A 20,415-nucleotide genomic window follows, 5' to 3' on the forward strand; every position below is an offset into this window, starting at 1 on the left:
CGCGGGCATGCCGCCCTTCAGCCGGCCGGGCCGGCGTCGGCCGGCTGTTGGCGTCGGGTCAGCAGGCCGGTAGCGGCCACAGCTGTCGCGCGGCGGACCAGGTCGGTGAAGTCCAGGCGCATGGCGGCCAGTTCGGGGTCCGAGGCGTAGACCGCGAGCATCGCGTCCGAAGGACGACTGCACTGCCAGGCGGACATGGCCATCAGCAGAGTCGTTTCCACCAGCGCGGCGGCGCCCTCGGGGCCGAGTTCGGGGACATGGCGCAGGACCAGCCGCACCAAGCTGTGCAGTGACTCCCGGGCATCACGCTTGTGGCGGATGCCGGCCTCGGTGGAGATGTTCTGCTCCAGCACCGCGCCCTGCGCGCTGAACAGGTCGCACAGCACCGGTCGCCCCGCCATCGACGTGGCGAGCAGGTCGGCCAGGGCGTCGCCGCGCTCCCGCGCGGTGCCGCGACCGTCCACCGGTGTTCGCTCCAGGTCGGCGATCCAGTCGCGGATCTCGGTGTCGAGCAGGTCGAGCAGCACTGCTTCGCGGGATTCGAAGTAGCGGAGCACGTTCGCCTTGGCCAGGCCGACGCGGCGGCTCAGTTCGTTCAGGCTCAGCTTCGCGACCGGCATCTCGGTCAGCATCGCCGCCGCGGCGTCCAGGATCTGGCGCCGCCGCTGGCTGCGCTGTTCATCGGTGCGGGCGCGTTGGAAGGTCACGGTCCCATATTACAAACCGCCGGTACTTTGCTTACGTACTGGTGGTCCTTTATCGTGGAACGGAGACAAGATACCGGCAGTCCTTAATGAGGTTCGTCATGTACCAGGTTCCTGACCAGCACGGAAAGCTCGCCGTGGTGACCGGCGCGAACAGCGGAACGGGCAAGGAGGCCGCCAAGCGACTGGCCGGCGCCGGGGCCCAGGTCCTCCTCGCGGTGCGTACGCCCGCCAAGGGCGAGCAGGCCCGCGACGAGATCCTCGCCGCGCACCCCGACGCCCGGGTGGAGGTCCGCCGACTGGACCTGGCCGACCTGTCGTCGGTCCGTGAGTTCACCGACGGGATGGCCGCCGACGGCAAACCGCTGGACCTGCTGCTGAACAACGCCGGCGTCATGAATGTGCCCCGGCGCACCGAGACCACCGACGGCTTCGAGCTGCAACTGGGCAGCAACTTCCTCGGCCCCTTCGCCCTCACCGTCCGGCTCCTGCCGCTGCTGCTGGCCGCGCCCGCGCCGCGAGTGGCGACGATGAGCAGCGGCACCGCCAACCGGGCCCGCATCGACTTCGACGACCTGCAGTCGACCCGCGCCTACAGCCCCACCCGGGCCTACGGCCGGTCCAAGCTCGCCGACATGCTGATGATGATCCATCTCGCCGAACTCGCCGCGCGGCACGACTGGCCCCTGTTGTCGGCGGGCGCCCACCCCGGCTACACGCGTACCAACCTGATGACTTCCGGCCCCACCCTGAACGGCGGCCGGCCCGGCTTCGTCGAATCGCTCCTCTACAAGATCGTCCCGTCGCAGGGCCCTGAGCAGGGTGCGGAGCCCCTGTTGTACGCGGCCACCGGCCCAGACGCCGTGGCCGGCGGCTATTACGGTCCACGCTGGGCGATGGTCGGCCCGACCAAGGTGACCGCCCTGCCGCGCAGCGCCCAGGACAAGGCCGTCGCAGCGCGCCTGTGGGCCGAGGCCGAACGTCTCACCGGCGCCTCCGTCCCGGCTGTGCGCCCCTGATCACCTGGACGCAGGCAGGAGCGCACGACTCCGCCCCCGGGACTGACAGGCGCACACGTTCAGGAGTCGCGTATGCGTCACAAGTGTCCTCTCACTCCGCCTCCCGAAGCCATGAAGCCGCGGTCCGGCGCGAATTGGCGTGAATTTGCGCGAAGGGGTGCGGACAGGCGCAGCAACGTCCCCTTACGGACGATCTGCCACAGTACGAATTGTTACGCTGGGCAGCATGACCGCCCTGACTCCCGCCCGCACGGCACCCGACCTGTCCTTCCTCCTCGACCACACCAGCCATGTCCTGCGCACCCGGATGGCGGCGGCGCTCGCCGAGATCGGGCTGACCGCACGCATGCACTGCGTCCTGGTCCATGCTCTGGAGGAAGAGCGCACCCAGATCCAGCTCGCCGAGATCGGCGACATGGACAAGACCACGATGGTGGTCACCGTCGACGCCCTGGAGAGCGCGGGCCTCGCCGAGCGGCGCCCCTCCAGCCGCGACCGGCGGGCCCGGATCATCGCCGCCACCGAGGAGGGCGCCCGGGTCGCCGTGCGGAGTCAGGAAATCGTCGACCGGGTGCACCAGGAGACCCTGGGGACGCTCCCCGAGGGCGACCGCGAGGCCCTGCTGCGTGCCCTGACCCAGCTGGCCACGGACCACCTGGCCACGCCGGCCGAGAACCCGCGGCCCGTCCGGCGTGCGCGTCAGGGGCAGAGGTAGCGCAGACAGCAGCAGAGGGAACCGAGGAAACCGCTCCGAGCGGGACCGTTAAATATAGTCTGCAACAAAACCATCTGTTACGGTCTCTCTTGTCGACCCGTCCGACAGGAGAAGACCGATGACCGTTGCCGCCTCCAGCGATACCTTCGACACCCCCGAACCGCCCGGTACGGACAAGCCGTCCGGGCACGCCCCCGCCACCGCCCGCCATCGCGGCCTCGCCCTTGCGGTGATCGCCGCCGGGATGCTGACGCTCACGCTCGACGGCTCGATCGTGACCGTGGCCATGCCCACCATCCAGCGCGACCTGGGATTCACCTCCGCCGGCCTCAGCTGGGTGGTCAACGCCTATCTGATCGCGTTCGGCAGCCTGCTCCTGCTCTCGGGACGGCTCGGCGACCTGATCGGCCGCACCCGTATGTTCCTGGCGGGCACCGTCGTCTTCACCGTCGCGTCCCTGCTGGCCGGTGTGGCCACGACCCCCGCGATGCTCATCGGCGCCCGCTTCCTCCAGGGGGTCGGCAGCGCGATGGCCTCCGCGGTCGGTCTGGGCATCCTCGTCACCATCTTCAGCGAGCCGCGCGAACGGGCCAGGGCCATCGCTGTGTTCTCGTTCACCGGGGCGGCGGGCGCGTCCATCGGACAGGTGCTCGGCGGGGTTCTCACCGACGCCCTCAGCTGGCACTGGATCTTCTTCATCACCCTGCCGATCGGCGTGGTGACCTTCCTGGTCGCCCGCCGGGTCCTGCCCACCGACCGGGGCATCGGGCTCGCCGCCGGCGCCGATGTCATCGGGGCCGTCCTCGTCACGACGGGCCTGATGCTGGGGATCTACACCGTGGTCGAGGTCGAGGAGTACGGCTGGGTCTCCGCCCCCACTCTCGGCCTCGGGGCCGTGGCCCTCGCGCTGCTGGGGGCGTTCGTCGTCCGCCAGGCCACCGCCCGGACCCCGCTCATGCCCCTGCGGATCCTGCGTTCACGCAGCGTGTTCGGGGCGAACCTGGTCCTGGCCTTCATGGTTGCCGCGCTGTTCTCGTTCCAGATCGTCGTCGCGCAGCACCTGCAGAACGTCCTCGGATACAGCGCCGCCGCGACCGGTCTCGCCCTGCTCCCCGCCGCCGTCGCCATCGGCAGCGTCTCGCTCGGCGTCTCGGCCCGGCTGAACGCCCGGTTCGGCGAACGCACCGTGCTGCTGACCGGGATCATCCTGCTGATCGGGGGCCTGGGGTTCCTGACCCGGATCCCCGTGGACGCCCGGTACGTCACCGACGTACTCCCCGTGATGTTCCTCGCGGGCGGCTTCGGGCTGGCGATTCCCGCACTGACGACACTCGGGATGTCCGGTGCGGGCAAGGACGACGCCGGGCTCGCCTCCGGGGTCTTCAACACCACCCAGCAGGTCGGCATGGGCGTGGGCGTCGCCGTGCTGACCACACTGGCGGCAGCCAGGACCGACCGGATGCTCGGCGAGGGCCACGGCCGGGCCGACGCGCTGACCAGCGGTTACCAGCTCGCGTTCACCGTCGGGACCGGCCTTCTCGTCGCCGCCTTCGTCGTGGCGTTCCTCGTCCTGCGCCCCGCGTCGTCATCGGCGTCGTGATCCACGTCGCTGTCATCGTCTTCCACCGCACGCTCCTGAGGCGTCCTCACGACAGCGGGGCTACGACGGTGCGCCCTTGTCGATGAGTGCCTCGACCCCGTCGAGGACCCGTTCGAGGCCGAACAGGAACTCGTGGTCAGGGGCGTCGGGTTCGCTCAGCACCTCGGTGGTCAGCAGCCTGCACAGCGCCGGATGGCGTACGGGGTCGACGAGCCGTTGCACCGTCCGCTCCCACTGCGCCATCACCTCCACGTCCGAGACGCCCTTCGCCTCGACGGCGGCGGCGAGATCGCTCATCAGCAGTGCCTCGTTCCGTACGAAGCCGGAGACCAACAGGATGACGGAGATCTTGTCACCCTCGTCGAGTCCGCTGCCTTCCAGCGCCTGAAGTCCCTGTTCCCACCAGGCGATCGAACGCGGGCTGGCCGGCGGTCCCGCGATCGGGATGCGCAGCTGCCAGAGGTTGCGCTGGAACATCCGGCGCTGGGCCCAGGCCCACTGGCGAACAGCCTCCCGCCAGCCCGCCCCTTCCGTCAGCGCGGGCAGCGGCTCGGGGTCGCCCATGGCCGCCTCCTGCATGAGGACGTACAGCTCCTCCTTGGCGGAGACGTAGCGGTAGAGCGACATCGTGGAGGCGCCGAGCTCCTTGGCGACCCTGCCCATCGAGACCGCGGAGAGCCCCTCCGTCGCGGCGACCTCCACGGCCGCCGCGACGATGCGGTCCAGCGTCAGGCCGGGCTTCGGGCCCTTGGCCGGGCGGTCGCGCAGTCCCCACGCGGCCTCGATGCTGGCCGGCAGTCCCGTACTGCCCGACGCGCTGCTGTTCTCGGTCACCCGAAGCCGCCTTCCCCAGTAGTGGCTTGCCACCATCCTAAGTTTGCGTAATGCTTACGCAGTAACGCGTACATCATACGCAGAAGCCGGAGGGGGATCATTCATGAGCACAGCCATGAGCGACGGCGCCATGGACGAAGCGATGGACGACGTCATGATCGAGGCGCGCGAACTGACGAAGTCCTACGGAAAGAACAGAAGGATCGGAAGGAACCGAAGGAACGGAAGGACGGGAGCCCGGGTCCTGGACGGCGTCGGCCTCCAGGTGCCCCGCGCCGGGATCCACGCACTGCTCGGCCCCAACGGCGCGGGCAAGACCACCACCGTGCGGATCCTCGCCACCCTCACCACCGCCGACTCCGGCACCGCGCGCGTCGCCGGGTACGACGTCGTCGGCGACCGGCGCCAGGTACGCCGCGCCATCAGCCTCACCGGGCAGTTCGCCGCCGTCGACGAAACGCTGACCGGCGAGGAGAACCTCCGGATGATGGCGCGGCTGTCCGGCCTGACCCGCACCGGGGCCAAGCTCCGCGCCGAGGAGCTGCTGGAGCGCTTCGGCCTCGACGACGCGGGCCGGCGCCAGGCGCGTACGTACTCCGGGGGGATGCGGCGGCGTCTGGACCTGGCGGCGGGGCTGGTCGGTTCACCCGAGCCGGGTGTCTTCTTCCTCGACGAGCCCACCACCGGCCTCGACCCGCGCAGCCGCCGCGAGCTCTGGCAGGTGGTCCGTGACCTCGCCGGGCGGGGCGCAGCCGTGCTGCTCACGACGCAGTACCTGGAGGAGGCGGACCAGCTCGCCGACCGCATCACCGTCCTCGACAAGGGCGCCACCGCCGCCGAAGGCACCCCGGATGCCCTGAAGTCACGTGTCGCCGGGCACCGTCTGGACCTCGTCCTCCACACCCACGAGGCCTACCTCAGGCTCGCCACCCGAGCCGTCCACCACTCCCCCGAGACCCTCACGCTGGGCATCCCCACGGACGGCACCGCCGCCCACGCCCGTGCCCTGCTCGACGAGATCGACCCGGGCCGCACCGACGTCGACCGCTTCACCGTGCACAGCGCGACCCTCGACGACGTGTTCCTCGCCCTCACCGCCGAGAAGACGGAGGTACCCGCCCATGTCTGACGCACCGATCGCGACCAGAGCCATGACGCCTGGACCAACAGCACCCGGAGTACTCACCCACGCCGCCGTCATGACCGGGCGCAGCCTGCTCATCAGCCGCCGCAACATCGACGCCGTCATCACCTCGATGATGCTGCCGATCATGCTGATGCTGATCTTCGTCTACTTCTTCGGCGGCGCCATCAACACGGGCAGCGCCTACGACTCGTACGTCATGTACGTCGTGCCCGGCGTCCTGTTCCTCTCCGCCGGCTTCGGCTCGGCCACCACAGCGGTGGCCGTGAGCGAGGACATGAAGGGCGGCATCATCGACCGCTTCCGCTCCCTGGACATCGGCGGTACGCCGATCCTGGCCGGCCATGTCGCGGCGAGCACCGCCCGCAACCTGATCTCCACCACCCTCGTGTTCGCGGTCGCACTGCTCATCGGCTTCCGCCCCGCGGCGACCCCGGCCGGCTGGCTCGCCGTCGCCGCCGTGCTGCTCGCCTACATCGTCGCCCTGTCCTGGATCTCCGCCGCGATCGGCCTGCTCGCCCGTACGCCGGAGGCGGCCGGTGGATTCACCTTCTTCATGTCGTTCCTGCCCTACCCGAGCAGTGCGTTCGTCCCGGTCGACAGCATGCCGGGCTGGCTCCACGGCTTCGCCGACCACCAGCCGGTCACCCCTGCCATCGAGTCCCTCCGCGGTCTCCTGCTCGACCAGCCGGTGGGCAACGCCCCCTGGACCGCGCTCGCCTGGGCGGCAGGGATCCTGCTGGTCGCCATTGCCCTGTCGGGGGCGCTCTTCAGGATGCGGACGCGGTGACGCCGGTGCACCCCGTGTCCCACCCTGGAAGGGCGGCGCGCCGTGAGCCTCAGAACGTGTCCGGGCACCACGGGCGACGCAGGGTGCGGAACACCGCGTCCGCCGTCGCCGTCGCGCCCGCCCTGTGCTCGGCGAGCCGGCCCAGCGCGGCCAGTCGCACCGGCGACTCGTCGCCGAGGTAGACGCTGCTCAGGTCCGCGACGTCCAGCGTGAGGTCGGCGTCCCGCGTCGTGGGGACGCAGGACGCGCCGGACGGGGACACCTCGAGCAGGAAGCGCCCGCCTGCCAGGCCCGCCGTGTCCTGGATGTCCAGGACCAGGGTGGCCTCGGTCGTGTACGTACGGGCCTCCAGGGCCCGGGGGACGTCGAGGACGCGCAGCCACAGCCAGTCCGCCTGGGTCGCGACGCGGGCGGCGCGCGGGTCCGGGAGGAGGAGCGGGAGCAGGTCGTCGGGCGCCCGGTTGCCCGAACGGACCGTGGTGATCCAGTCGATGGAACAGACGAAGTGCCACAGGGCGCGTTCGGCCGCCGGGGTCGCCGCGATCATGCCGGCCACGTTCGCCGTGTTGAGCGGCTGCTTGCGGTCACCCCACTTGTCGTCGGCGCGGTAGGCGATCAGCCCGTCCGTCTCGCCGTCCGCCGACCGGTGGACCGCGTAGAACGGCTCCGTCCACGGTTCGGGTGTCGGGGTGTTCACACCGGTGTTGCGCTCCCACCAGCGCTCGTCCCTGGACACCACACCGTGCTGCCGTGCGGCGATCCGGGCGTGGAGTTCGGGGCCGAGCTTGCGTACGTCCGCGCCGTCCACCAGCTCGATACGGCCACCGTCCGCCTCGGCGGGGACCCGGCCGCGCAGGTCGAGGCCTGTCCTGGGGACGTCGATCTCCCATTCGGTGCTCGTCGTGGCCGGCCCGAATCCGTACCGCCCGTAGATCGGGTACTCGGCGGCGATCAGCGAGGCGACCACATCGCCGCGCTCCTTCGCCGCCGCGAGGTCCTTGGCCATCATCCGGCTGAGCAGACCGCGCCTGCGGTGGGTGGGGGACACCGTGACCACCGTGACCGCGTCGGCCCGCACCTTCGCGCCGCCGACGACGGTCAGCTCCTGCGTGAACGACCGGAAGGTGGCCACACAGCGCCCGGCGTCGAACACACCCTGGACGCGGGAGAGATCGACCTGGGCCAGACGCATCGCGACCTCCTCGTCCGGCACCGCGGCCGGTGCCCTGAGGAACCCGGTCTCCACAGCACGCAGCCAGTCGGGGAACTCGGCTGCGGTGACGGTGCGCGGATCAAGGGTCATGCAGCCCACGCTACACAGCGCGTTCGAAATGCCACACGGAATTTCCCACCGCCCTCCACGCCCCCGCAGCCCTCCACACCCCCGCAGACGCCCGAGCCGTCAGAACGTCGCCCTGATCTCCCCCACCTCCACGTCGCCCCCCAGCAGCGGCGCCCGTCCGATGCGGGACACCACCGGGGCGTCGACGCCCAGCAGTTCGAGGGAGCGGGCCAGCACCGGGCCGAGGGCGCGGGCCGAGCCGTCGTCGATCTTGAAGGCCAGGGCCCTGCCGTCCGGGAGCGCCAGCGCCTGGACCGCCTCAGCGCCCATCTTGGAGAGCGTTCCCGGCACTTCGCGCATCAGCCAGGTGTCCGGCCGCCGCGTCCCCGCGACGTACTCCGGGTGCGCCCGCATCGCGTCCGCGACCCGGCGCTCCGCCGTGCCGGGCTCCGCCAGCACGAACGTACGGAACGCACGGGCCAGGCCCACCAGGCCGATCGCCATCAGCGGTGCCCCGCAACCGTCCGTACCGATCGCCGCGACGGGCTCGCCCGCCGCCTCCGCGACGACCTCGCCGACCAGCCGTTGCAGCGGGTGGGCCGGGTCGAGGTAGGTGGCGGTGTCCCATCCGTTGTGTACGCAGGCCGCGAGCATCGCCGCGTGCTTGCCCGAGCAGTTCATGGTGAGGGGCTCCCGCACACCCCCGGCGGCGAGGTACGCCTCCGCCTCGACCGGGTCCAGCGGCAGGTCGGGCGGCGTCCGCAGGTCCCCCTCCGTCAGCCCGTGCTCGGCGAGCATCGTGCGCACCAGGGCGAGATGGAAGCCCTCGCCCGAGTGGCTCGCACCCGCCAGTGCCAGCCGCTCCCCCTCGAGGTCGAGACCGGCCCTGAGGATCGCGGCGGCCTGCATCGGCTTGTTGGAGGAGCGCGGGAAGACCGGGGCCGCCGGGTCGCCGAGCGCGAGCTCCACGCTCCCGTCCGGAGCCAGGACGACCAGCGAACCCCGATGGTGGCCCTCGGTGAAACCGGACCGCACGACCTCGGCCAGAACCGGGAGCGCGGGCGACGAGGACGGGGCTGTGGAGGAGGTCATGGGCGGGTGGCCTTCCGGGACACGGGCGTGACCCGCCCCCGGAAGGGTCGCCTCAGGCGAGCAGGTCCTGGACTTGTGCTTCCCCGTCACGGTACCTGCGGGCGATCTCCGCACTGCAATCGTCGACGGTCCGCTGGAGCCGGTGACGGCGCCGGGACACCTGCTGCTCGTAGCGGACGAGCCGCCCCATGGCGTCCAGGAGCTCTTCGTCCGTCCTGGCGTCCAGGTCGGAGAGCTCGACCTCGGCGAGTGTGTCCGCCGCCAGCTGCCGGTACTCGTCGCTGCGCGGCGTGGTGAGGGTGACGTGCCTGGCCGAGGAGCGGTGCACGGACGGGGTGTCGGCGAGGATCTCCGAGAGCCGGTCCACCACGGGCGACTCGGGGTCCACCCGCCGTGCCAGCTCGGCCCGCAGGATGTCGATCCGGCCCTGGACCAGCCGGCGTACGTAGCTGAGGTCCGCCTCGTCGCGCTGGGCGTCACGGCGCAGGGTGCGCAGCTCCGTCAGCCGCAGCCCGCCGAATTCGGGCAGCGGACGCACGGACGCCAGCCCTTCGACCGCACCGCCCCCGGACTGTCCGGGCACGGACACCGCCCCCGGCAGCGGTACGGGCGGCAGAGCTGGCAGCTGGCCGGGCGCGGTACCGGTCCGCTGCACCGGCGGCCGGGGACCGGCCGCCGTGCGTGTCCCCGGTACGGCACCGGGTGCTGGCCCGGTTCCATGTGTCGTCATGATGTTCCGTCCCCTCGACCGGTGCGTCGGCACACCGACACCGTGCATGGTGCCACTACGCACGGTGTTCACGCAGGTGCTCTGTACCCGTTCAGCCCAAGATAGGTTGGTCTGTATGCGTGCAGTGATACAGAGAGTGGACGGCGCGAGCGTCACCGTGGCGGGCGCCGCGGACGATCCGTCGGGGACCGGGACGGTCGGCGAGATCGTCGGCGAGGGACTGTGTGTGCTGGTGGGGGTCACTCATGACGACACCGCGGCGAAGGCGGCGCAGCTCGCCCGCAAGCTGTGGACCCTGCGGATCCTGGAGGGCGAGAAGTCCTGCTCGGACGTGAATGCACCGCTTTTGGTCATTTCGCAGTTCACTCTCTACGGGGACGCCAGGAAGGGCCGCAGGCCCACCTGGAACGCCGCCGCGCCGGGCGGAACCGCCGAGCCGCTGGTCGACGAGGTGGTGGCCCAGCTGCGTGCGCTCGGCGCGCAGGTGGAGACGGGCCGGTTCGGGGCGGACATGCGTGTCTCGCTCACGAACCACGGCCCGTTCACGGTGCTGGTCGAGGTGTAGGGGCTCCCAGCCCCTCAGGCGCCAGCAGGCGCCCTTCAAACGCTCTCGGGCGCTCTCGGGCGCTCTCGGGCGCTCTCAAACGTTCTCGGGCAACCCCTACGGCTCGACGACCGTCTCCTGCGCCGCAGCGGTGTCACCCGCGAGCAGCTCCGCGTCCACCGCGACGTTCCGCTTCACCAGCGCCAGAGCGATCGGCCCCAGCTCGTGGTGGCGGGCCGAGGTGGTGATGAAGCCCAGCTGGCGGCCCTCCGCGCCGTCGGCGGCGAGCCTGACCGGCGTCCCATGGCCCGGCAGGTGCACCTCGCTGCCGTCGAGGTGCAGGAAGACGAGGCGGCGCGGCGGCTTCCCCAGGTTGTGGACACGGGCGACCGTCTCCTGCCCCCGGTAGCAGCCCTTCTGGAGGTGCACGGCGCTGCCGATCCAGCCCAGCTCGTGCGGGATGGTGCGGTGGTCGGTCTCGAAGCCGAGGCGCGGGCGGTGCTCCTCGACGCGCAACGCCTCGTACGCCAGGATCCCGGCCACCGGGCCGTGCTCCGCCGCGTACGTCTCCAGCCCGGCCCGGGGCAGGAACAGGTCGCGGCCGTGTGCCGTCTCGCGTACGGCCACGCCGTCGGGGACCTCGGCGATCGAGCCGGCCGGGAGGTGCGCGACGGCGATGTCCTCGGTGCGGTCGGCGACCTCGACCCGGTAGAAGAACTTCATCGACTCCAGGTACGCGATCAGCTCCGCCTGGGTCTCCGGCTCGGTGTGCATCCACACCGTCGTGCCGTCGTCGACCAGATAGAGGGCGTGCTCGATGTGCCCGTTGGCGGAGAGGATGAGCGCCTCGGTCGCCTGGTTCGGCACGAGGTCGCTGACGTGCTGGGTGAGCAGCAGATGCAGCCAGGCCAGCCGGTCGTCGCCGGTGACCGTGACGACTCCGCGGTGCGAGAGGTCGACGAGGCCGCTGCCGTCGGCGAGTGCGCGTTGTTCACGGAACAGATCGCCGTAGTGCGCGGCGACGCCTTCGTCGCGCCCCTCGGCGGGGACGGCGCCGGGCAGGGACAGCAAGGGGCTCTTCATGCGACCAGCCTACGACCCGGCCACGACCCGCGTGGAGCGGTCCACCGCACGCTCCCGGTCACTCCGGCTGTGCGGCCCCCGCCGAGTCGGCCGATGCCGCTGATTCCGCCGAATCCGCTGCCTTCTCCGCCTTCGCCGTGCAGTCGGCGCAGCGTCCGAAGATCGCGAAGTGCTTCATGTCGGTATCGAAGCCGAAGGTGTCCGACAGCTTTGCCGTGAAGTCGGTGACCACACCGACATCCGCCTCCACGACGTTCGTGCAGTCCCTGCAGACGAGGTGGATGTGGTGGTGGCGGTCCGCGAGGTGGTAGGTCGGGGCGCCGTGCCCGAGGTGGGCATGGCTGACCAGCCCGAGCTCTTCGAGGAGCTCCAGGGTCCGGTAGACGGTGGAGATGTTCACGCCGGACGCCGTCCTGCGCACCTCCCCGAGGATGTCGTCGGGTGTCGCGTGCTCCAGCGCGTCGACGGCCTCCAGGACCAGCTGGCGCTGAGGCGTCAGCCGGTAACCGCGCTGCCGAAGATCGGTCTTCCAGTCGGTGCTCACCACAGGCCCAGTGTAGAGCCGGGTGGGCACCGTTCCGACGGTTCCGGACGGAAGAGGCCTCGACGGGCCGGGGACCGGCCGGGACCGACCGGCTTGAGGGCGGCCCGCTCGACGAGGGGAACGGCCTACTTGAAGAACGCGATGCCGTCGTCCGGCATGTCCCCGAGGCTCTTCGCCATCTCGGCGACGTCCTCCGGGGTGACGACCTTCTTCAGGTGCGCCGACATGTACGGCCGCAGCTCCACGTCGGGGGTGGCCTTCTCGCCGACCCACATCAGGTCGCTGTTCACATAGCCGTAGAGGCGCTTGCCGCCGCTGTACGGGCCGGAGGCCGCCGTGCGGGCCACCGCGTCGGTGGCGATGTCGATCTGCGGCTTCTGGTGCGCCAGCTCGCCGTACCAGACCTCGACCACGCCGTCGTCGCGGACCATCACGACCTCGACCTTGCGGTCCTTGTCGATACGCCAGAAGCCGGACTCGGACTCCAGCGGCTTGACCTTGCTGCCCTCGCCGTCGAGCACCCAGGAGTGCGAGATGTACTCGATGAAGTCACGGCCGTCGTGGCTGAAGGTCACTTCCTGGCCGAAATTGCACTTCTCGGCGCCGGGGAAGTCGGAGACGCCCGCTCCCGCCCAGTGCCCGAGAAGGAAGGCCAGCGGCACGAGGTCCGGATGGAGGTCTGACGGAATCTCGATCATGAGCGGCTCAGACGATCTGTGAGGGTGTACGGAAGGTGTTCGGCGAGGGTCAGCGCTGGCCCTGGTACAGCTTCTTCACGGTCACGGCGGCGAAGGCGAGCACGCCGACGCAGACCAGGACCAGCAGGGCGGAGAAGAAAGCCTCAAGCACGGGAGCTCCTCGGAACGAACGACGTGACGGCAGCGGGCGGCCGGGCCCCCAGCCTAATGGGTGGGGGCCCGGCACGGCGGCCCGGGGTTTCCCCCGGGCGCGGTCGGGCGGTGCCCCGGGGCCGCCCTACGGAGCCCCCGGCCGGGATTACAGTTCGGTGCATGCCGAAGAAGCTCGTGATCAAGGTGACCGCCGGAGCCGATGCCGCCGAGCGCTGCTCGCAGGCCTTCACCGTGGCGGCCGTGGCCGTGGCCAGCGGGGTGGAGGTGTCGCTGTGGCTCACCGGTGAGTCCGCCTGGTTCGCCCTGCCGGGGCGCGCCGCCGAATTCGAACTGCCGCACGCCGCGCCGTTGCCCGATCTGATCGACTCGATCCTGGCGGGTGGCGGGATCACACTCTGCACCCAGTGCGCGGCACGGCGCGACATCAACGAGACGGACGTCCTCGACGGCGTACGGATCGCGGGCGCCCAGGTCTTCGTGCAGGAGGCCATGGCGGACGGCACCCAGGCCCTCGTCTACTGATCCGTCGGCTCCGTCGGCCCGGATCCCGCCATCCCGCCATCCCGCCGCCTGCCTACCGGCGGTGGTCCCTGCCGTCGAGTTCGTCCCACCAGCGGTCCGAGGTCGGGTCGCCGGTCCCGCTCCCCCGGGGCGCGCGGGGCGCGGAGTCACGGGACGCGAGGTCCGGCGGGTCGCGGGGCGCGTCCGTGGGTGGGTCGGGCGGGTCCGGGGGCGCTGAGCCCCGGGGCGGGCGGCGTGGCGCGTCACGCGCCGCGGGAGCCTCGGGGCGGCCCCCCGAGGCGTTACGGGACGGGTCGTCCCACCAACGGTCCTCGGGCCCCCGCCGGTTGGCGACGATCGCGGCGGCCGGCGGGATGATCATCGCGACCACGCACATCGCCACGGCCGCCGGGACCGACCACAGGCGCACGAAGGCCCAGGCGGAGACGAAGAGAAGAAGGCATCCGCCCATCATCAGGAAATAGGCGCGTCGGCGCCGGGCGTACATGCTTCCAGCGTAAGGCTGTTCGGCCCTGGCGCACATGCGGACGGCGCGAAGGGCCGCACCCCTTGTCAGGTGGCGTCCAACCCCCTGGGGTGCGGCCCTCCGGCCGAATGTGCGCGGGAACTACACGGCGATGGCGATCTCGGCGAGACCACCGGTCTGCGCCACGACCGTGCGGTCGGCGGTGCCGCCCGGAACCAGGGCGCGGAGCGTCCAGGTGCCCTCGGCCGCGTAGAAGCGGAACTGTCCGGTCGCCGAGGTCGGGACCTCGGCGGTGAACTCACCGGTCGAGTCCAGCAGCCGGACGTAGCCCGTGACGGGCTCGCCGTCGCGGGTCACGCTGCCCTGGATCGTCGTCTCGCCCGGCTTGATCGTCGAAGCGTCGGGGCCGCCGGCCTGTGCTCCACACATGGTGTTCTGTCCTTCTGGTCGGGGTCCTGCTGATCGGGTCGTGCGGAATTACTTGTTGGCGCCGAGCTCGATCGGCACGCCCACGAGGGAGCCGTACTCGGTCCACGAACCGTCGTAGTTCTTGACGTTGTCGACACCGAGCAGCTCGTGCAGCACGAACCAGGTCAGGGCCGAACGCTCACCGATGCGGCAGAGCGCGATGGTGTCCTTCGACAGGTCGACCTGCTCGTCCTCGTAGAGGGCCTTGAGCTCGTCGTCCGACTTGAAGGTGCCGTCGTCGTTGGCGTTCTTCGACCACGGGATGTTGCGCGAGCTCGGCACGTGGCCGGGGCGCTGCGACTGCTCCTGCGGAAGGTGCGCCGGGGCCAGCAGCTTGCCGCTGAACTCGTCGGGCGAACGCACGTCGACGATGTTCTGGTTGCCGATCGCGGCGACGACGTCGTCACGGAAGGCGCGGATCGAGGAGTCCTGCGGCTTGGCCTTGTACTGGGTGGCCGGGCGCGACGGGACGGCGTCGGTCAGGTCGCGGGAGTCGAGCTCCCACTTCTTGCGGCCGCCGTCGAGCAGCTTGACGTTCTCGTGGCCGTACAGCTTGAAGTACCAGTAGGCGTACGAGGCGAACCAGTTGTTGTTGCCGCCGTAGAGGACGACCAGCGTGTCGTTGCCGATGCCCTTCTCGGACAGGAGCTTCTCGAAGCCGGCCTGGTCGACGAAGTCACGGCGGACCGGGTCCTGGAGGTCCTTGGTCCAGTCGATCCGGATCGCGTTCTTGATGTGGTTCTTCTCGTACGCCGAGGTGTCCTCGTCGACCTCGACGATGGCGACCTGCGGGTCGTCGATGTGGGCCTCGACCCAGTCGGCGTCGACCAGAACGTCTGCGCGGCTCATGTGTTTCTCCTCCGGGGCAGTCTGCGGCGGGGTGGTGCGGAGTGCGAGGTGCTCGGTGTACGCGCGGAAGCTGGGAACGGAGCGCGTACGGAAGGCACGGGTCCGGCCCTGACAGCGCAGTCGAAGGGCCGGGGGAAAACGGGGAAGGTCCCGCTCAGAAGGTGCGACAGAGCATGGCGGCGACGCGGCACAGGTCTACTGCCCGCCGCTTCGTGAGATCCGCCTGTCGCTTCATGCGTCCGATCGTAGGGAGGTACGGGCGGAGATGTCACCGCCGTGTCGGATGATGAGACACGATCGTCCGCGATGTGGGACGAGTGTGGGTCCGGTCCGTTCCGCGGCCCCGGATCCCACAGCCCGCGAGCGTCGTTCATCTGCGGAACGGACGAGCTTGTCTCATTATCCGGATCTGCCGGTGCGGACCCTCTCACGGACGCCCTACCCCGCTCGGCCGGGAGTTACCCACGGCGTGCGGGATGCGGGGTGTGGCGTGCGAGATGCGTGGTGCGGGATGTGGCGTGCTGCCGTCGCGGTCAGCCCGCGAGCCGGACATCGGAGCCGCTCATCGATATCTCCAGGCCGTCGGGCGCCACGTCGATCTTCTCCAGCTTCAGGCCGTCGGGCAGCCCGCCGATCGTGCGCTCGAAGTCGGTCTTCTTCCTGACCAGGTCCTCAAGGCCGGGGACGCCCTCGCCCGGGACCTCGTCGGCGCGCACCTTCACCGTGTCGCCGCCGACCAGGGTGACCGTGGAGAGCACGCTCCGCGTGACCGCCTTCCCCGTCAGCGGGATCTGGACGGAGCCGGTGACCTTGACCTTGCCGTCGCCGCCGTAGGAGACCGTGACGCCCTCGTCGGCGGCTTCGGTGAGGGCCGCGTACGGGATGACGGCCGTCCCGGTCGCCCGTGCGGCCGTCGCGGTGCTGTATCCGGAGTCCAGCGTCACCTGGCGCAGCTGGGCCTTGATCTCGCTGATGCGCACCTCGTGGCCCGCCGCACCGGCGCGGACGTCCTTGACCGTGACGTCGACATGGTCGAGCTCCTTCCCCGCCACCTGGGTGAGGAAGGGGAAGCCCTTGATCGAGACCTCGGTCGAGCCGGCGCCGCCGGCGTCACCGAAGGTGACCCGCTCCTCGGCCTCCGACTCCGCGAAATACAGGGCCGCGCGGTCCGCGGCGACGAAGATGCCCCCCAGCACCACAGCGATGATCAGAAATATTCGCAGTGCTCGCATGCCTGTTCTTCCCCCACTCCGACCGGCCGGGCGCCTCGCCTGGTGCACGTGACACTACTGCCGCGGCGCGGCGTGCCCGGACTGATCGACGAGCGCGGGGCCTCGCGGGTTCCCCGGGTGCCTCAAGTGTGAGTGAGGAAACGTCAGAAACAGTCCCGGTACGTCAGTAGATCGCCTCAGGACGTCAGACGATCGCCCGGCCGATCAGATAGACGGCCGGTGCCGCGGCGGTGAGCGGCAGGGCCACCCCGGCCGTCATGTGCACGAAGCGGGACGGATAGTCGTAGCTCGCGACCCGGAGACCGATCAGCGCACAGCCGCCCGCCGCGAACCCGAGGAGCGCCGCCTGCGCGCCGAGGTCCGTGATCGCTCCGGCCACCAGCCCCGCACCCGCCGACGCGAGCAGCGCCACGACGACCGAGAGCGGTCCCGGCAGCGGGAGGGCCCTGACGAGAACGGCCACGGCGACGGCGATGCCACCCACCGTCACCGCGTCAGGGACGGCCGCCAGGTGCCCGGCTGCCAGCACGGCGAGCGCGGCCGAAGCGACGGTGGCCGTCAGCCCGTACATCCGCTCGTCGGCCCCGGCACGGCTGCGCAGCTGGAGGACGATGGTGAGCAGCACCCAGACTCCGAGCGTGCCGAGGATGGCCGCGGGGGCGTTGCTGCGGCCCGCCGCGAGCAGCACGACATCGGCCACCACACCGCCGGCGAACGCGAGCGCGATGCCCTGCCTGGCCGGCCACATGCCGTTGAGCCTGAACCATCCCGCCGCCGTCACGGCCTGGAGCAGCACCAGGGGCACGAGCAGGGCGTACGCCCCGATCGCGGCGCCCAGCGCGAGGAGCAGGCCGAGGCCCGCGGTGATCGCGGCGGGCTGCATCCCCGGCGCGATGATCGGCGAGCGGCCCTCGGCACGGGCCCGCTGTGCGTCGGTGATCCGGCTGTTGCCCAGGGTGGTCGGCTCGCTGTACCCGTCGCCGCCGGGCGGCGCGGCAGGGGCCTCCGGGGCGGGCCGGGCGGACGGAGCAGACGCGACCGGCGGGGCCATCGGGACCTCGGGCGGCAGCGGGTAGGCGCCCGGGACGCCCTGCGGCTGTGCGGCAGGGGCCGCGGCCTGGTGCTGCGGCTGGATCGTCGGCTGGTACTGGGTGTCCCAGGTCTGGCCCTGCCACGTCTGGGTCGCGCCCTGGTCCACGGAGGGCTGGGGCATGCCCTGCTCCGGGTAGGCGGGGGGCTGCTGCCGGCCGTAGGGCTGCTGCTGCCCGTACGCCGCCGGGTCGTACGGCTGCTGTTGCTGCTGCGCCTGGTACCGCTGCCCCTGCCCCTCCCGGTACGGGTCGGACGGGGCGTAGGGGTCGGACGGGTCATACGGTTCGTACGGATACTGCTGATCGCTGTTGCTCATGGTCTGCGGTTCACCCTCCTGCGAACGGCGGGAGCACCTCGACCGTGCCGCCCTCGGCAAGCCGTACGGTCTCATGGCGGCGGGTCCCCACGGGATTCCCGTCGATCAGGAACGAACATCTGAGCAGTACGCGCGTCAGCTCGCCCGAGTGCCGCTGCCGGACCCCGGCGAGCGCCTCGGCGAGCGTCTCCGCCCTGTACGGCTCCTCCGCCGCCCCTGCGGCGGCCTTGGCCGCGGCCCAGTAGCGGATCGTCCCCGCTGCCATGGCGGCACCCCTTTCGTCGTACGTCGACTGTCCATCATGGATCACGCCGGGTCCGCCCAGTCGGCGATACGGGTCAGCAGTTCCTCGTCCGCGGCGTTTTCCGCATGGCCCATGCCGTGCTCCAGCCAGAGCTCCGCACGGCCCTCCGCCGCCTGCGCCAGCATCCTCGGGTGGTCGACGGGGAAGTACGGGTCCCGGTCTCCGTGCACGATCAGCAGCGGCGCGGTGATCAGCGGGACCGCCTGCACCGGGGAGAGCGGTACGGGGTTCCAGTCCTCGCGATGGATCCGGGTGCCGAAGCCGTAGCGGCCGACGAGCCGGCCCGCGGGGCGGGTGACGACCCAGTGCAGGCGGCGCATCGGGGCCGTGCCCCGGTAGTACCAGCGGGCGGGCGCGCTCACCGCGACGACCACATCCGCGTGGGCGTCCGGGATCGCGTCCGGGATCGCGTCCCGGGTCGCGTCCGGGGTCGTGTCCGGGTGCACCTCCGAGTGCACCGGCGTGCGCTCCCTGCGCCCCCTCTGCGCCCCGTGCGCCTCTGCGCGCCGGCCCACCCGTTCGGCCTCCGCAGGCCTGGATTCCTCAGATTCCGCAGATTCCCGGGATTCCACGCATTCCCCATCGGCGGAGTCGCACGAGTCGACGGATACGCCGGAGTCACCGGCTACGGCGAAGTCCTCGGCTTCCTCCGCCGTAGCCGTATACAGGGCGGCGTGCCTGAGCACCACGGAACCGCCCATCGAGAAACCGACCGTAACCACACGCCGGTGCCCCAGCGATCTCGCCCAGGCGACCGCCGCCGCCAGATCCAGCACCTCGCGGTCGCCCACCGTGGACCGTCCGCCGGACTTTCCATGACCGCGGAAGGAGAACGTGATCACGGCCGCACGCTGGGCGAACACCCCGGCGGCCCGCAGCAGCGCAGGCCGGTCGGCGGCCCCGGTGAACCCATGCGCGAGGACGACGGCCGTCTCACCACGCCCCTCGCCCCCGGCGGCCCCGGAACGTGCCGTACACGGGGTGTACACCGCCTCGATACGGACCCCGTCACCTGCGGTCAACATCGTGCGCCGGGGGGTCGGCGTGATCGAGGGAACGGAAGAACTCGGGAATCGACCCTCGGACACAGAACTCATGTGGGCTATTCTGCTTCGAAGAGGATCCGGGCAATGCAGCCCCCGGGTCCTTTTGTGCTTTCCGGACGTTGTTACGACGGCGTTTCCACAAGCTCAGCGGTCCCCGCGTACGGGACCGCACAGTAAAAGTCGTATGACAGCCGTCGCTGGTGATGGCCGTCATACAGGAGTACGAAGCAGTGCCGCATACTCCCCCGGGTCCGACCCGGGAGTGCCCCTCTCGCAGGGAACGAGGAGGACCGACGTAATGGGCGAGCTGAACGTGCACGATCGACCGACGACCCAGGCAGGTGGGCGGCGATGAGTTCACTGCTGCTTCTGACGAATGCCCTTCAACCGTCGACGGAGGTGCTCCCCGCCCTCGGCCTTCTGCTGCACAGCGTGCGGGTGGCCCCCGCCGAGGGGCCCGCGCTCGTCGACACCCCTGGTGCCGACGTCATTCTCATCGACGGCCGGCGCGACCTTCCCCAGGTGCGCTCCCTCTGTCAGCTGCTGCGGTCCACCGGGCCCGGCTGTCCGCTGATCCTCGTCGTGACGGAGGGCGGCCTCGCGGCCGTCACCGCGGACTGGGGCATCGACGACGTGCTGCTCGACACCGCGGGCCCCGCCGAGGTCGAGGCCCGGCTGCGGCTGGCCACCGGCCGCCAGCAGATCACCGCCGACGACTCCCCCATGGAGATCCGTAACGGCGATCTGTCGGTCGACGAGGCGACCTACAGCGCCAAGCTGAAGGGCCGGGTCCTCGACCTGACCTTCAAGGAGTTCGAACTGCTCAAGTACCTCGCGCAGCACCCGGGCAGGGTCTTCACCCGGGCCCAGCTGCTCCAGGAGGTCTGGGGCTACGACTACTTCGGCGGCACCAGGACGGTCGACGTCCATGTGCGGCGGCTGCGGGCCAAGCTCGGCCCCGAGCACGAGTCGCTGATCGGCACCGTGCGTAACGTCGGCTACCGCTTCGTCACCCCCGAGAAGGGGGACAGGACCGCGGAGAAGGGGGACAGGGCCGCCGACGACGCCAAGGACAGGACATTGCCGGAGCCGGTGAACGAGGAGGTCACCCGTTCGGAGCAGCCCGCGAAGGCCGAGACGGCGGAAGAAGCCCCGGTCCGGCCTGCCAAGAGGTAGTTCCATCCGCGT

General features: G+C 70.9%; 23 protein-coding genes and 1 pseudogene. 8 read left to right on the plus strand and 16 right to left on the minus strand.

Going from position 1 to position 20,415, the window contains the following annotated elements:
- Nucleotides 1-17 precede the first annotated feature (17 nt).
- Nucleotides 18-707, minus strand: a complete 690-nt coding sequence (locus OG623_RS15405; RefSeq protein WP_406147069.1) for a TetR family transcriptional regulator — start codon at nucleotides 705-707, stop codon at nucleotides 18-20.
- Nucleotides 708-805: 98 nt separating this feature from the next.
- On the opposite strand from OG623_RS15405, the gene OG623_RS15410 reads away from it, so the two are divergent.
- The 3 genes from OG623_RS15410 (at nucleotide 806) to OG623_RS15420 (ending at nucleotide 4,038) form a co-directional block, all read left to right on the plus strand.
- Nucleotides 806-1,723 carry an SDR family oxidoreductase gene (locus OG623_RS15410; protein WP_406147070.1) on the plus strand — a complete coding sequence of 306 codons (918 nt, stop codon included), beginning with the start codon at nucleotides 806-808 and terminating at the stop codon, nucleotides 1,721-1,723.
- A gap of 226 nt (nucleotides 1,724-1,949) precedes the next feature.
- Nucleotides 1,950-2,438: a MarR family winged helix-turn-helix transcriptional regulator gene (locus OG623_RS15415; protein WP_406147071.1), complete on the plus strand. Its 489-nt coding sequence runs from the start codon at nucleotides 1,950-1,952 to the stop codon at nucleotides 2,436-2,438.
- A gap of 244 nt (nucleotides 2,439-2,682) precedes the next feature.
- Nucleotides 2,683-4,038: an MFS transporter gene (locus OG623_RS15420; protein WP_406151839.1), complete on the plus strand. Its 1,356-nt coding sequence runs from the start codon at nucleotides 2,683-2,685 to the stop codon at nucleotides 4,036-4,038.
- A gap of 60 nt (nucleotides 4,039-4,098) precedes the next feature.
- Here the strand turns inward: OG623_RS15420 and OG623_RS15425 are convergent, their stop codons facing one another.
- Nucleotides 4,099-4,872, minus strand: coding sequence for a TetR/AcrR family transcriptional regulator (locus tag OG623_RS15425; RefSeq protein WP_406147072.1), 774 nt, complete (start codon nucleotides 4,870-4,872; stop codon nucleotides 4,099-4,101).
- A 130-nt stretch (nucleotides 4,873-5,002) separates the two neighbouring features.
- On the opposite strand from OG623_RS15425, the gene OG623_RS15430 reads away from it, so the two are divergent.
- Both OG623_RS15430 and OG623_RS15435 read left to right on the plus strand, forming a co-directional pair.
- Complete coding sequence (locus OG623_RS15430; protein ID WP_406151841.1) at nucleotides 5,003-6,001, plus strand: ATP-binding cassette domain-containing protein; 999 nt, start codon at nucleotides 5,003-5,005, stop codon at nucleotides 5,999-6,001.
- A complete protein-coding gene (locus OG623_RS15435) occupies nucleotides 5,994-6,806 on the plus strand; it encodes an ABC transporter permease (protein ID WP_406147073.1) in 813 nt (270 codons plus the stop codon). The genes OG623_RS15430 and OG623_RS15435 overlap by 8 nt, the downstream gene beginning before the upstream one ends.
- Before the next feature lie 49 nt (nucleotides 6,807-6,855).
- Here OG623_RS15435 and OG623_RS15440 read toward each other — a convergent pair whose 3' ends face one another.
- The 3 genes from OG623_RS15440 to OG623_RS15450 form a co-directional block, all read right to left on the minus strand.
- Complete coding sequence (locus OG623_RS15440; protein WP_406147075.1) at nucleotides 6,856-8,109, minus strand: GNAT family N-acetyltransferase; 1,254 nt, start codon at nucleotides 8,107-8,109, stop codon at nucleotides 6,856-6,858.
- Nucleotides 8,110-8,208: 99 nt separating this feature from the next.
- A complete protein-coding gene (locus OG623_RS15445) occupies nucleotides 8,209-9,180 on the minus strand; it encodes an asparaginase (protein WP_406147077.1) in 972 nt (323 codons plus the stop codon).
- A 52-nt stretch (nucleotides 9,181-9,232) separates the two neighbouring features.
- Complete coding sequence (locus tag OG623_RS15450) at nucleotides 9,233-9,910, minus strand: ABC transporter substrate-binding protein (RefSeq protein ID WP_406147079.1); 678 nt, start codon at nucleotides 9,908-9,910, stop codon at nucleotides 9,233-9,235.
- A 115-nt stretch (nucleotides 9,911-10,025) separates the two neighbouring features.
- Here OG623_RS15450 and dtd point away from each other — a divergent pair, with 115 nt between their 5' ends.
- Nucleotides 10,026-10,475 carry a D-aminoacyl-tRNA deacylase gene (gene dtd, locus OG623_RS15455; protein WP_362894858.1) on the plus strand — a complete coding sequence of 150 codons (450 nt, stop codon included), beginning with the start codon at nucleotides 10,026-10,028 and terminating at the stop codon, nucleotides 10,473-10,475.
- Between the two features lie 96 nt (nucleotides 10,476-10,571).
- Here the strand turns inward: dtd and OG623_RS15460 are convergent, their stop codons facing one another.
- From OG623_RS15460 to OG623_RS15470, 3 genes are all read right to left on the minus strand, one after another.
- Nucleotides 10,572-11,537: a YgfZ/GcvT domain-containing protein gene (locus OG623_RS15460; RefSeq protein WP_406147081.1), complete on the minus strand. Its 966-nt coding sequence runs from the start codon at nucleotides 11,535-11,537 to the stop codon at nucleotides 10,572-10,574.
- Between the two features lie 58 nt (nucleotides 11,538-11,595).
- Complete coding sequence (locus tag OG623_RS15465; RefSeq protein ID WP_406147083.1) at nucleotides 11,596-12,084, minus strand: Fur family transcriptional regulator; 489 nt, start codon at nucleotides 12,082-12,084, stop codon at nucleotides 11,596-11,598.
- 122 nt (nucleotides 12,085-12,206) lie between these two features.
- The gene (locus tag OG623_RS15470; protein WP_406147084.1) at nucleotides 12,207-12,779 is read right to left on the minus strand and encodes an FABP family protein; all 573 of its coding nucleotides are present in this window, start codon (nucleotides 12,777-12,779) and stop codon (nucleotides 12,207-12,209) included.
- 312 nt (nucleotides 12,780-13,091) lie between these two features.
- Between OG623_RS15470 and OG623_RS15475 the strand changes: the two genes are divergently transcribed.
- Nucleotides 13,092-13,454: a DsrE family protein gene (locus tag OG623_RS15475; RefSeq protein ID WP_406147085.1), complete on the plus strand. Its 363-nt coding sequence runs from the start codon at nucleotides 13,092-13,094 to the stop codon at nucleotides 13,452-13,454.
- Between the two features lie 286 nt (nucleotides 13,455-13,740).
- Here OG623_RS15475 and OG623_RS15480 read toward each other — a convergent pair.
- The 8 genes and pseudogenes from OG623_RS15480 to OG623_RS15515 all read right to left on the minus strand — a co-directional run.
- A pseudogene (locus OG623_RS15480) lies at nucleotides 13,741-13,977 on the minus strand (DUF3099 domain-containing protein); the annotation flags it as partial.
- Nucleotides 13,978-14,061: 84 nt separating this feature from the next.
- Nucleotides 14,062-14,349 carry a DUF1416 domain-containing protein gene (locus OG623_RS15485; RefSeq protein WP_362894863.1) on the minus strand — a complete coding sequence of 96 codons (288 nt, stop codon included), beginning with the start codon at nucleotides 14,347-14,349 and terminating at the stop codon, nucleotides 14,062-14,064.
- A gap of 48 nt (nucleotides 14,350-14,397) precedes the next feature.
- The gene (locus OG623_RS15490; protein ID WP_406147086.1) at nucleotides 14,398-15,237 is read right to left on the minus strand and encodes a sulfurtransferase; all 840 of its coding nucleotides are present in this window, start codon (nucleotides 15,235-15,237) and stop codon (nucleotides 14,398-14,400) included.
- Between the two features lie 154 nt (nucleotides 15,238-15,391).
- On the minus strand, nucleotides 15,392-15,472 hold the full coding sequence (locus OG623_RS15495; protein WP_350310325.1) for a putative leader peptide: 81 nt from the start codon (nucleotides 15,470-15,472) through the stop codon (nucleotides 15,392-15,394).
- Between the two features lie 298 nt (nucleotides 15,473-15,770).
- Nucleotides 15,771-16,469 (minus strand): DUF2993 domain-containing protein, encoded by a 699-nt coding sequence (locus OG623_RS15500; protein WP_406147087.1) that lies wholly within the window; start codon nucleotides 16,467-16,469, stop codon nucleotides 15,771-15,773.
- Between the two features lie 184 nt (nucleotides 16,470-16,653).
- Nucleotides 16,654-17,877 (minus strand): hypothetical protein, encoded by a 1,224-nt coding sequence (locus OG623_RS15505; RefSeq protein ID WP_406147088.1) that lies wholly within the window; start codon nucleotides 17,875-17,877, stop codon nucleotides 16,654-16,656.
- Between the two features lie 10 nt (nucleotides 17,878-17,887).
- Nucleotides 17,888-18,142 (minus strand): MoaD/ThiS family protein, encoded by a 255-nt coding sequence (locus OG623_RS15510; protein WP_406147089.1) that lies wholly within the window; start codon nucleotides 18,140-18,142, stop codon nucleotides 17,888-17,890.
- A 41-nt stretch (nucleotides 18,143-18,183) separates the two neighbouring features.
- On the minus strand, nucleotides 18,184-19,206 hold the full coding sequence (locus OG623_RS15515; protein WP_406147090.1) for an alpha/beta hydrolase: 1,023 nt from the start codon (nucleotides 19,204-19,206) through the stop codon (nucleotides 18,184-18,186).
- A gap of 372 nt (nucleotides 19,207-19,578) precedes the next feature.
- Here OG623_RS15515 and OG623_RS15520 point away from each other — a divergent pair, with 372 nt between their 5' ends.
- The gene (locus OG623_RS15520) at nucleotides 19,579-20,403 is read left to right on the plus strand and encodes a winged-helix domain-containing protein (RefSeq protein ID WP_406147091.1); all 825 of its coding nucleotides are present in this window, start codon (nucleotides 19,579-19,581) and stop codon (nucleotides 20,401-20,403) included.
- Nucleotides 20,404-20,415 lie beyond the last annotated feature (12 nt).

This window comes from Streptomyces sp. NBC_01012 (genome assembly GCF_045162755.1).
Classification (GTDB): Bacteria; Actinomycetota; Actinomycetes; order Streptomycetales; family Streptomycetaceae; genus Streptomyces.

What these genes read in the sequence shown, in the direction of transcription:
- OG623_RS15495 (WP_350310325.1), bottom strand. Translation starts at nt 15,472, where the DNA reads ATGAAGCGACAGGCGGATCTCACGAAGCGGCGGGCAGTAGACCTGTGC.
- OG623_RS15500 (WP_406147087.1), bottom strand. Translation starts at nt 16,469, where the DNA reads ATGCGAGCACTGCGAATATTTCTGATCATCGCTGTGGTGCTGGGGGGC.
- OG623_RS15475 (WP_406147085.1), top strand. Translation starts at nt 13,092, where the DNA reads ATGCCGAAGAAGCTCGTGATCAAGGTGACCGCCGGAGCCGATGCCGCC.
- OG623_RS15450 (WP_406147079.1), bottom strand. Translation starts at nt 9,910, where the DNA reads ATGACGACACATGGAACCGGGCCAGCACCCGGTGCCGTACCGGGGACA.
- OG623_RS15520 (WP_406147091.1), top strand. Translation starts at nt 19,579, where the DNA reads ATGAGTTCACTGCTGCTTCTGACGAATGCCCTTCAACCGTCGACGGAG.
- OG623_RS15445 (WP_406147077.1), bottom strand. Translation starts at nt 9,180, where the DNA reads ATGACCTCCTCCACAGCCCCGTCCTCGTCGCCCGCGCTCCCGGTTCTG.
- OG623_RS15505 (WP_406147088.1), bottom strand. Translation starts at nt 17,877, where the DNA reads ATGAGCAACAGCGATCAGCAGTATCCGTACGAACCGTATGACCCGTCC.
- OG623_RS15490 (WP_406147086.1), bottom strand. Translation starts at nt 15,237, where the DNA reads ATGAGCCGCGCAGACGTTCTGGTCGACGCCGACTGGGTCGAGGCCCAC.
- OG623_RS15410 (WP_406147070.1), top strand. Translation starts at nt 806, where the DNA reads ATGTACCAGGTTCCTGACCAGCACGGAAAGCTCGCCGTGGTGACCGGC.
- OG623_RS15430 (WP_406151841.1), top strand. Translation starts at nt 5,003, where the DNA reads ATGGACGAAGCGATGGACGACGTCATGATCGAGGCGCGCGAACTGACG.
- OG623_RS15485 (WP_362894863.1), bottom strand. Translation starts at nt 14,349, where the DNA reads ATGTGTGGAGCACAGGCCGGCGGCCCCGACGCTTCGACGATCAAGCCG.
- OG623_RS15515 (WP_406147090.1), bottom strand. Translation starts at nt 19,206, where the DNA reads ATGTTGACCGCAGGTGACGGGGTCCGTATCGAGGCGGTGTACACCCCG.
- OG623_RS15470 (WP_406147084.1), bottom strand. Translation starts at nt 12,779, where the DNA reads ATGATCGAGATTCCGTCAGACCTCCATCCGGACCTCGTGCCGCTGGCC.
- OG623_RS15415 (WP_406147071.1), top strand. Translation starts at nt 1,950, where the DNA reads ATGACCGCCCTGACTCCCGCCCGCACGGCACCCGACCTGTCCTTCCTC.
- OG623_RS15420 (WP_406151839.1), top strand. Translation starts at nt 2,683, where the DNA reads ATGCTGACGCTCACGCTCGACGGCTCGATCGTGACCGTGGCCATGCCC.
- dtd (WP_362894858.1), top strand. Translation starts at nt 10,026, where the DNA reads ATGCGTGCAGTGATACAGAGAGTGGACGGCGCGAGCGTCACCGTGGCG.
- OG623_RS15435 (WP_406147073.1), top strand. Translation starts at nt 5,994, where the DNA reads ATGTCTGACGCACCGATCGCGACCAGAGCCATGACGCCTGGACCAACA.
- OG623_RS15460 (WP_406147081.1), bottom strand. Translation starts at nt 11,537, where the DNA reads ATGAAGAGCCCCTTGCTGTCCCTGCCCGGCGCCGTCCCCGCCGAGGGG.
- OG623_RS15440 (WP_406147075.1), bottom strand. Translation starts at nt 8,109, where the DNA reads ATGACCCTTGATCCGCGCACCGTCACCGCAGCCGAGTTCCCCGACTGG.
- OG623_RS15510 (WP_406147089.1), bottom strand. Translation starts at nt 18,142, where the DNA reads ATGGCAGCGGGGACGATCCGCTACTGGGCCGCGGCCAAGGCCGCCGCA.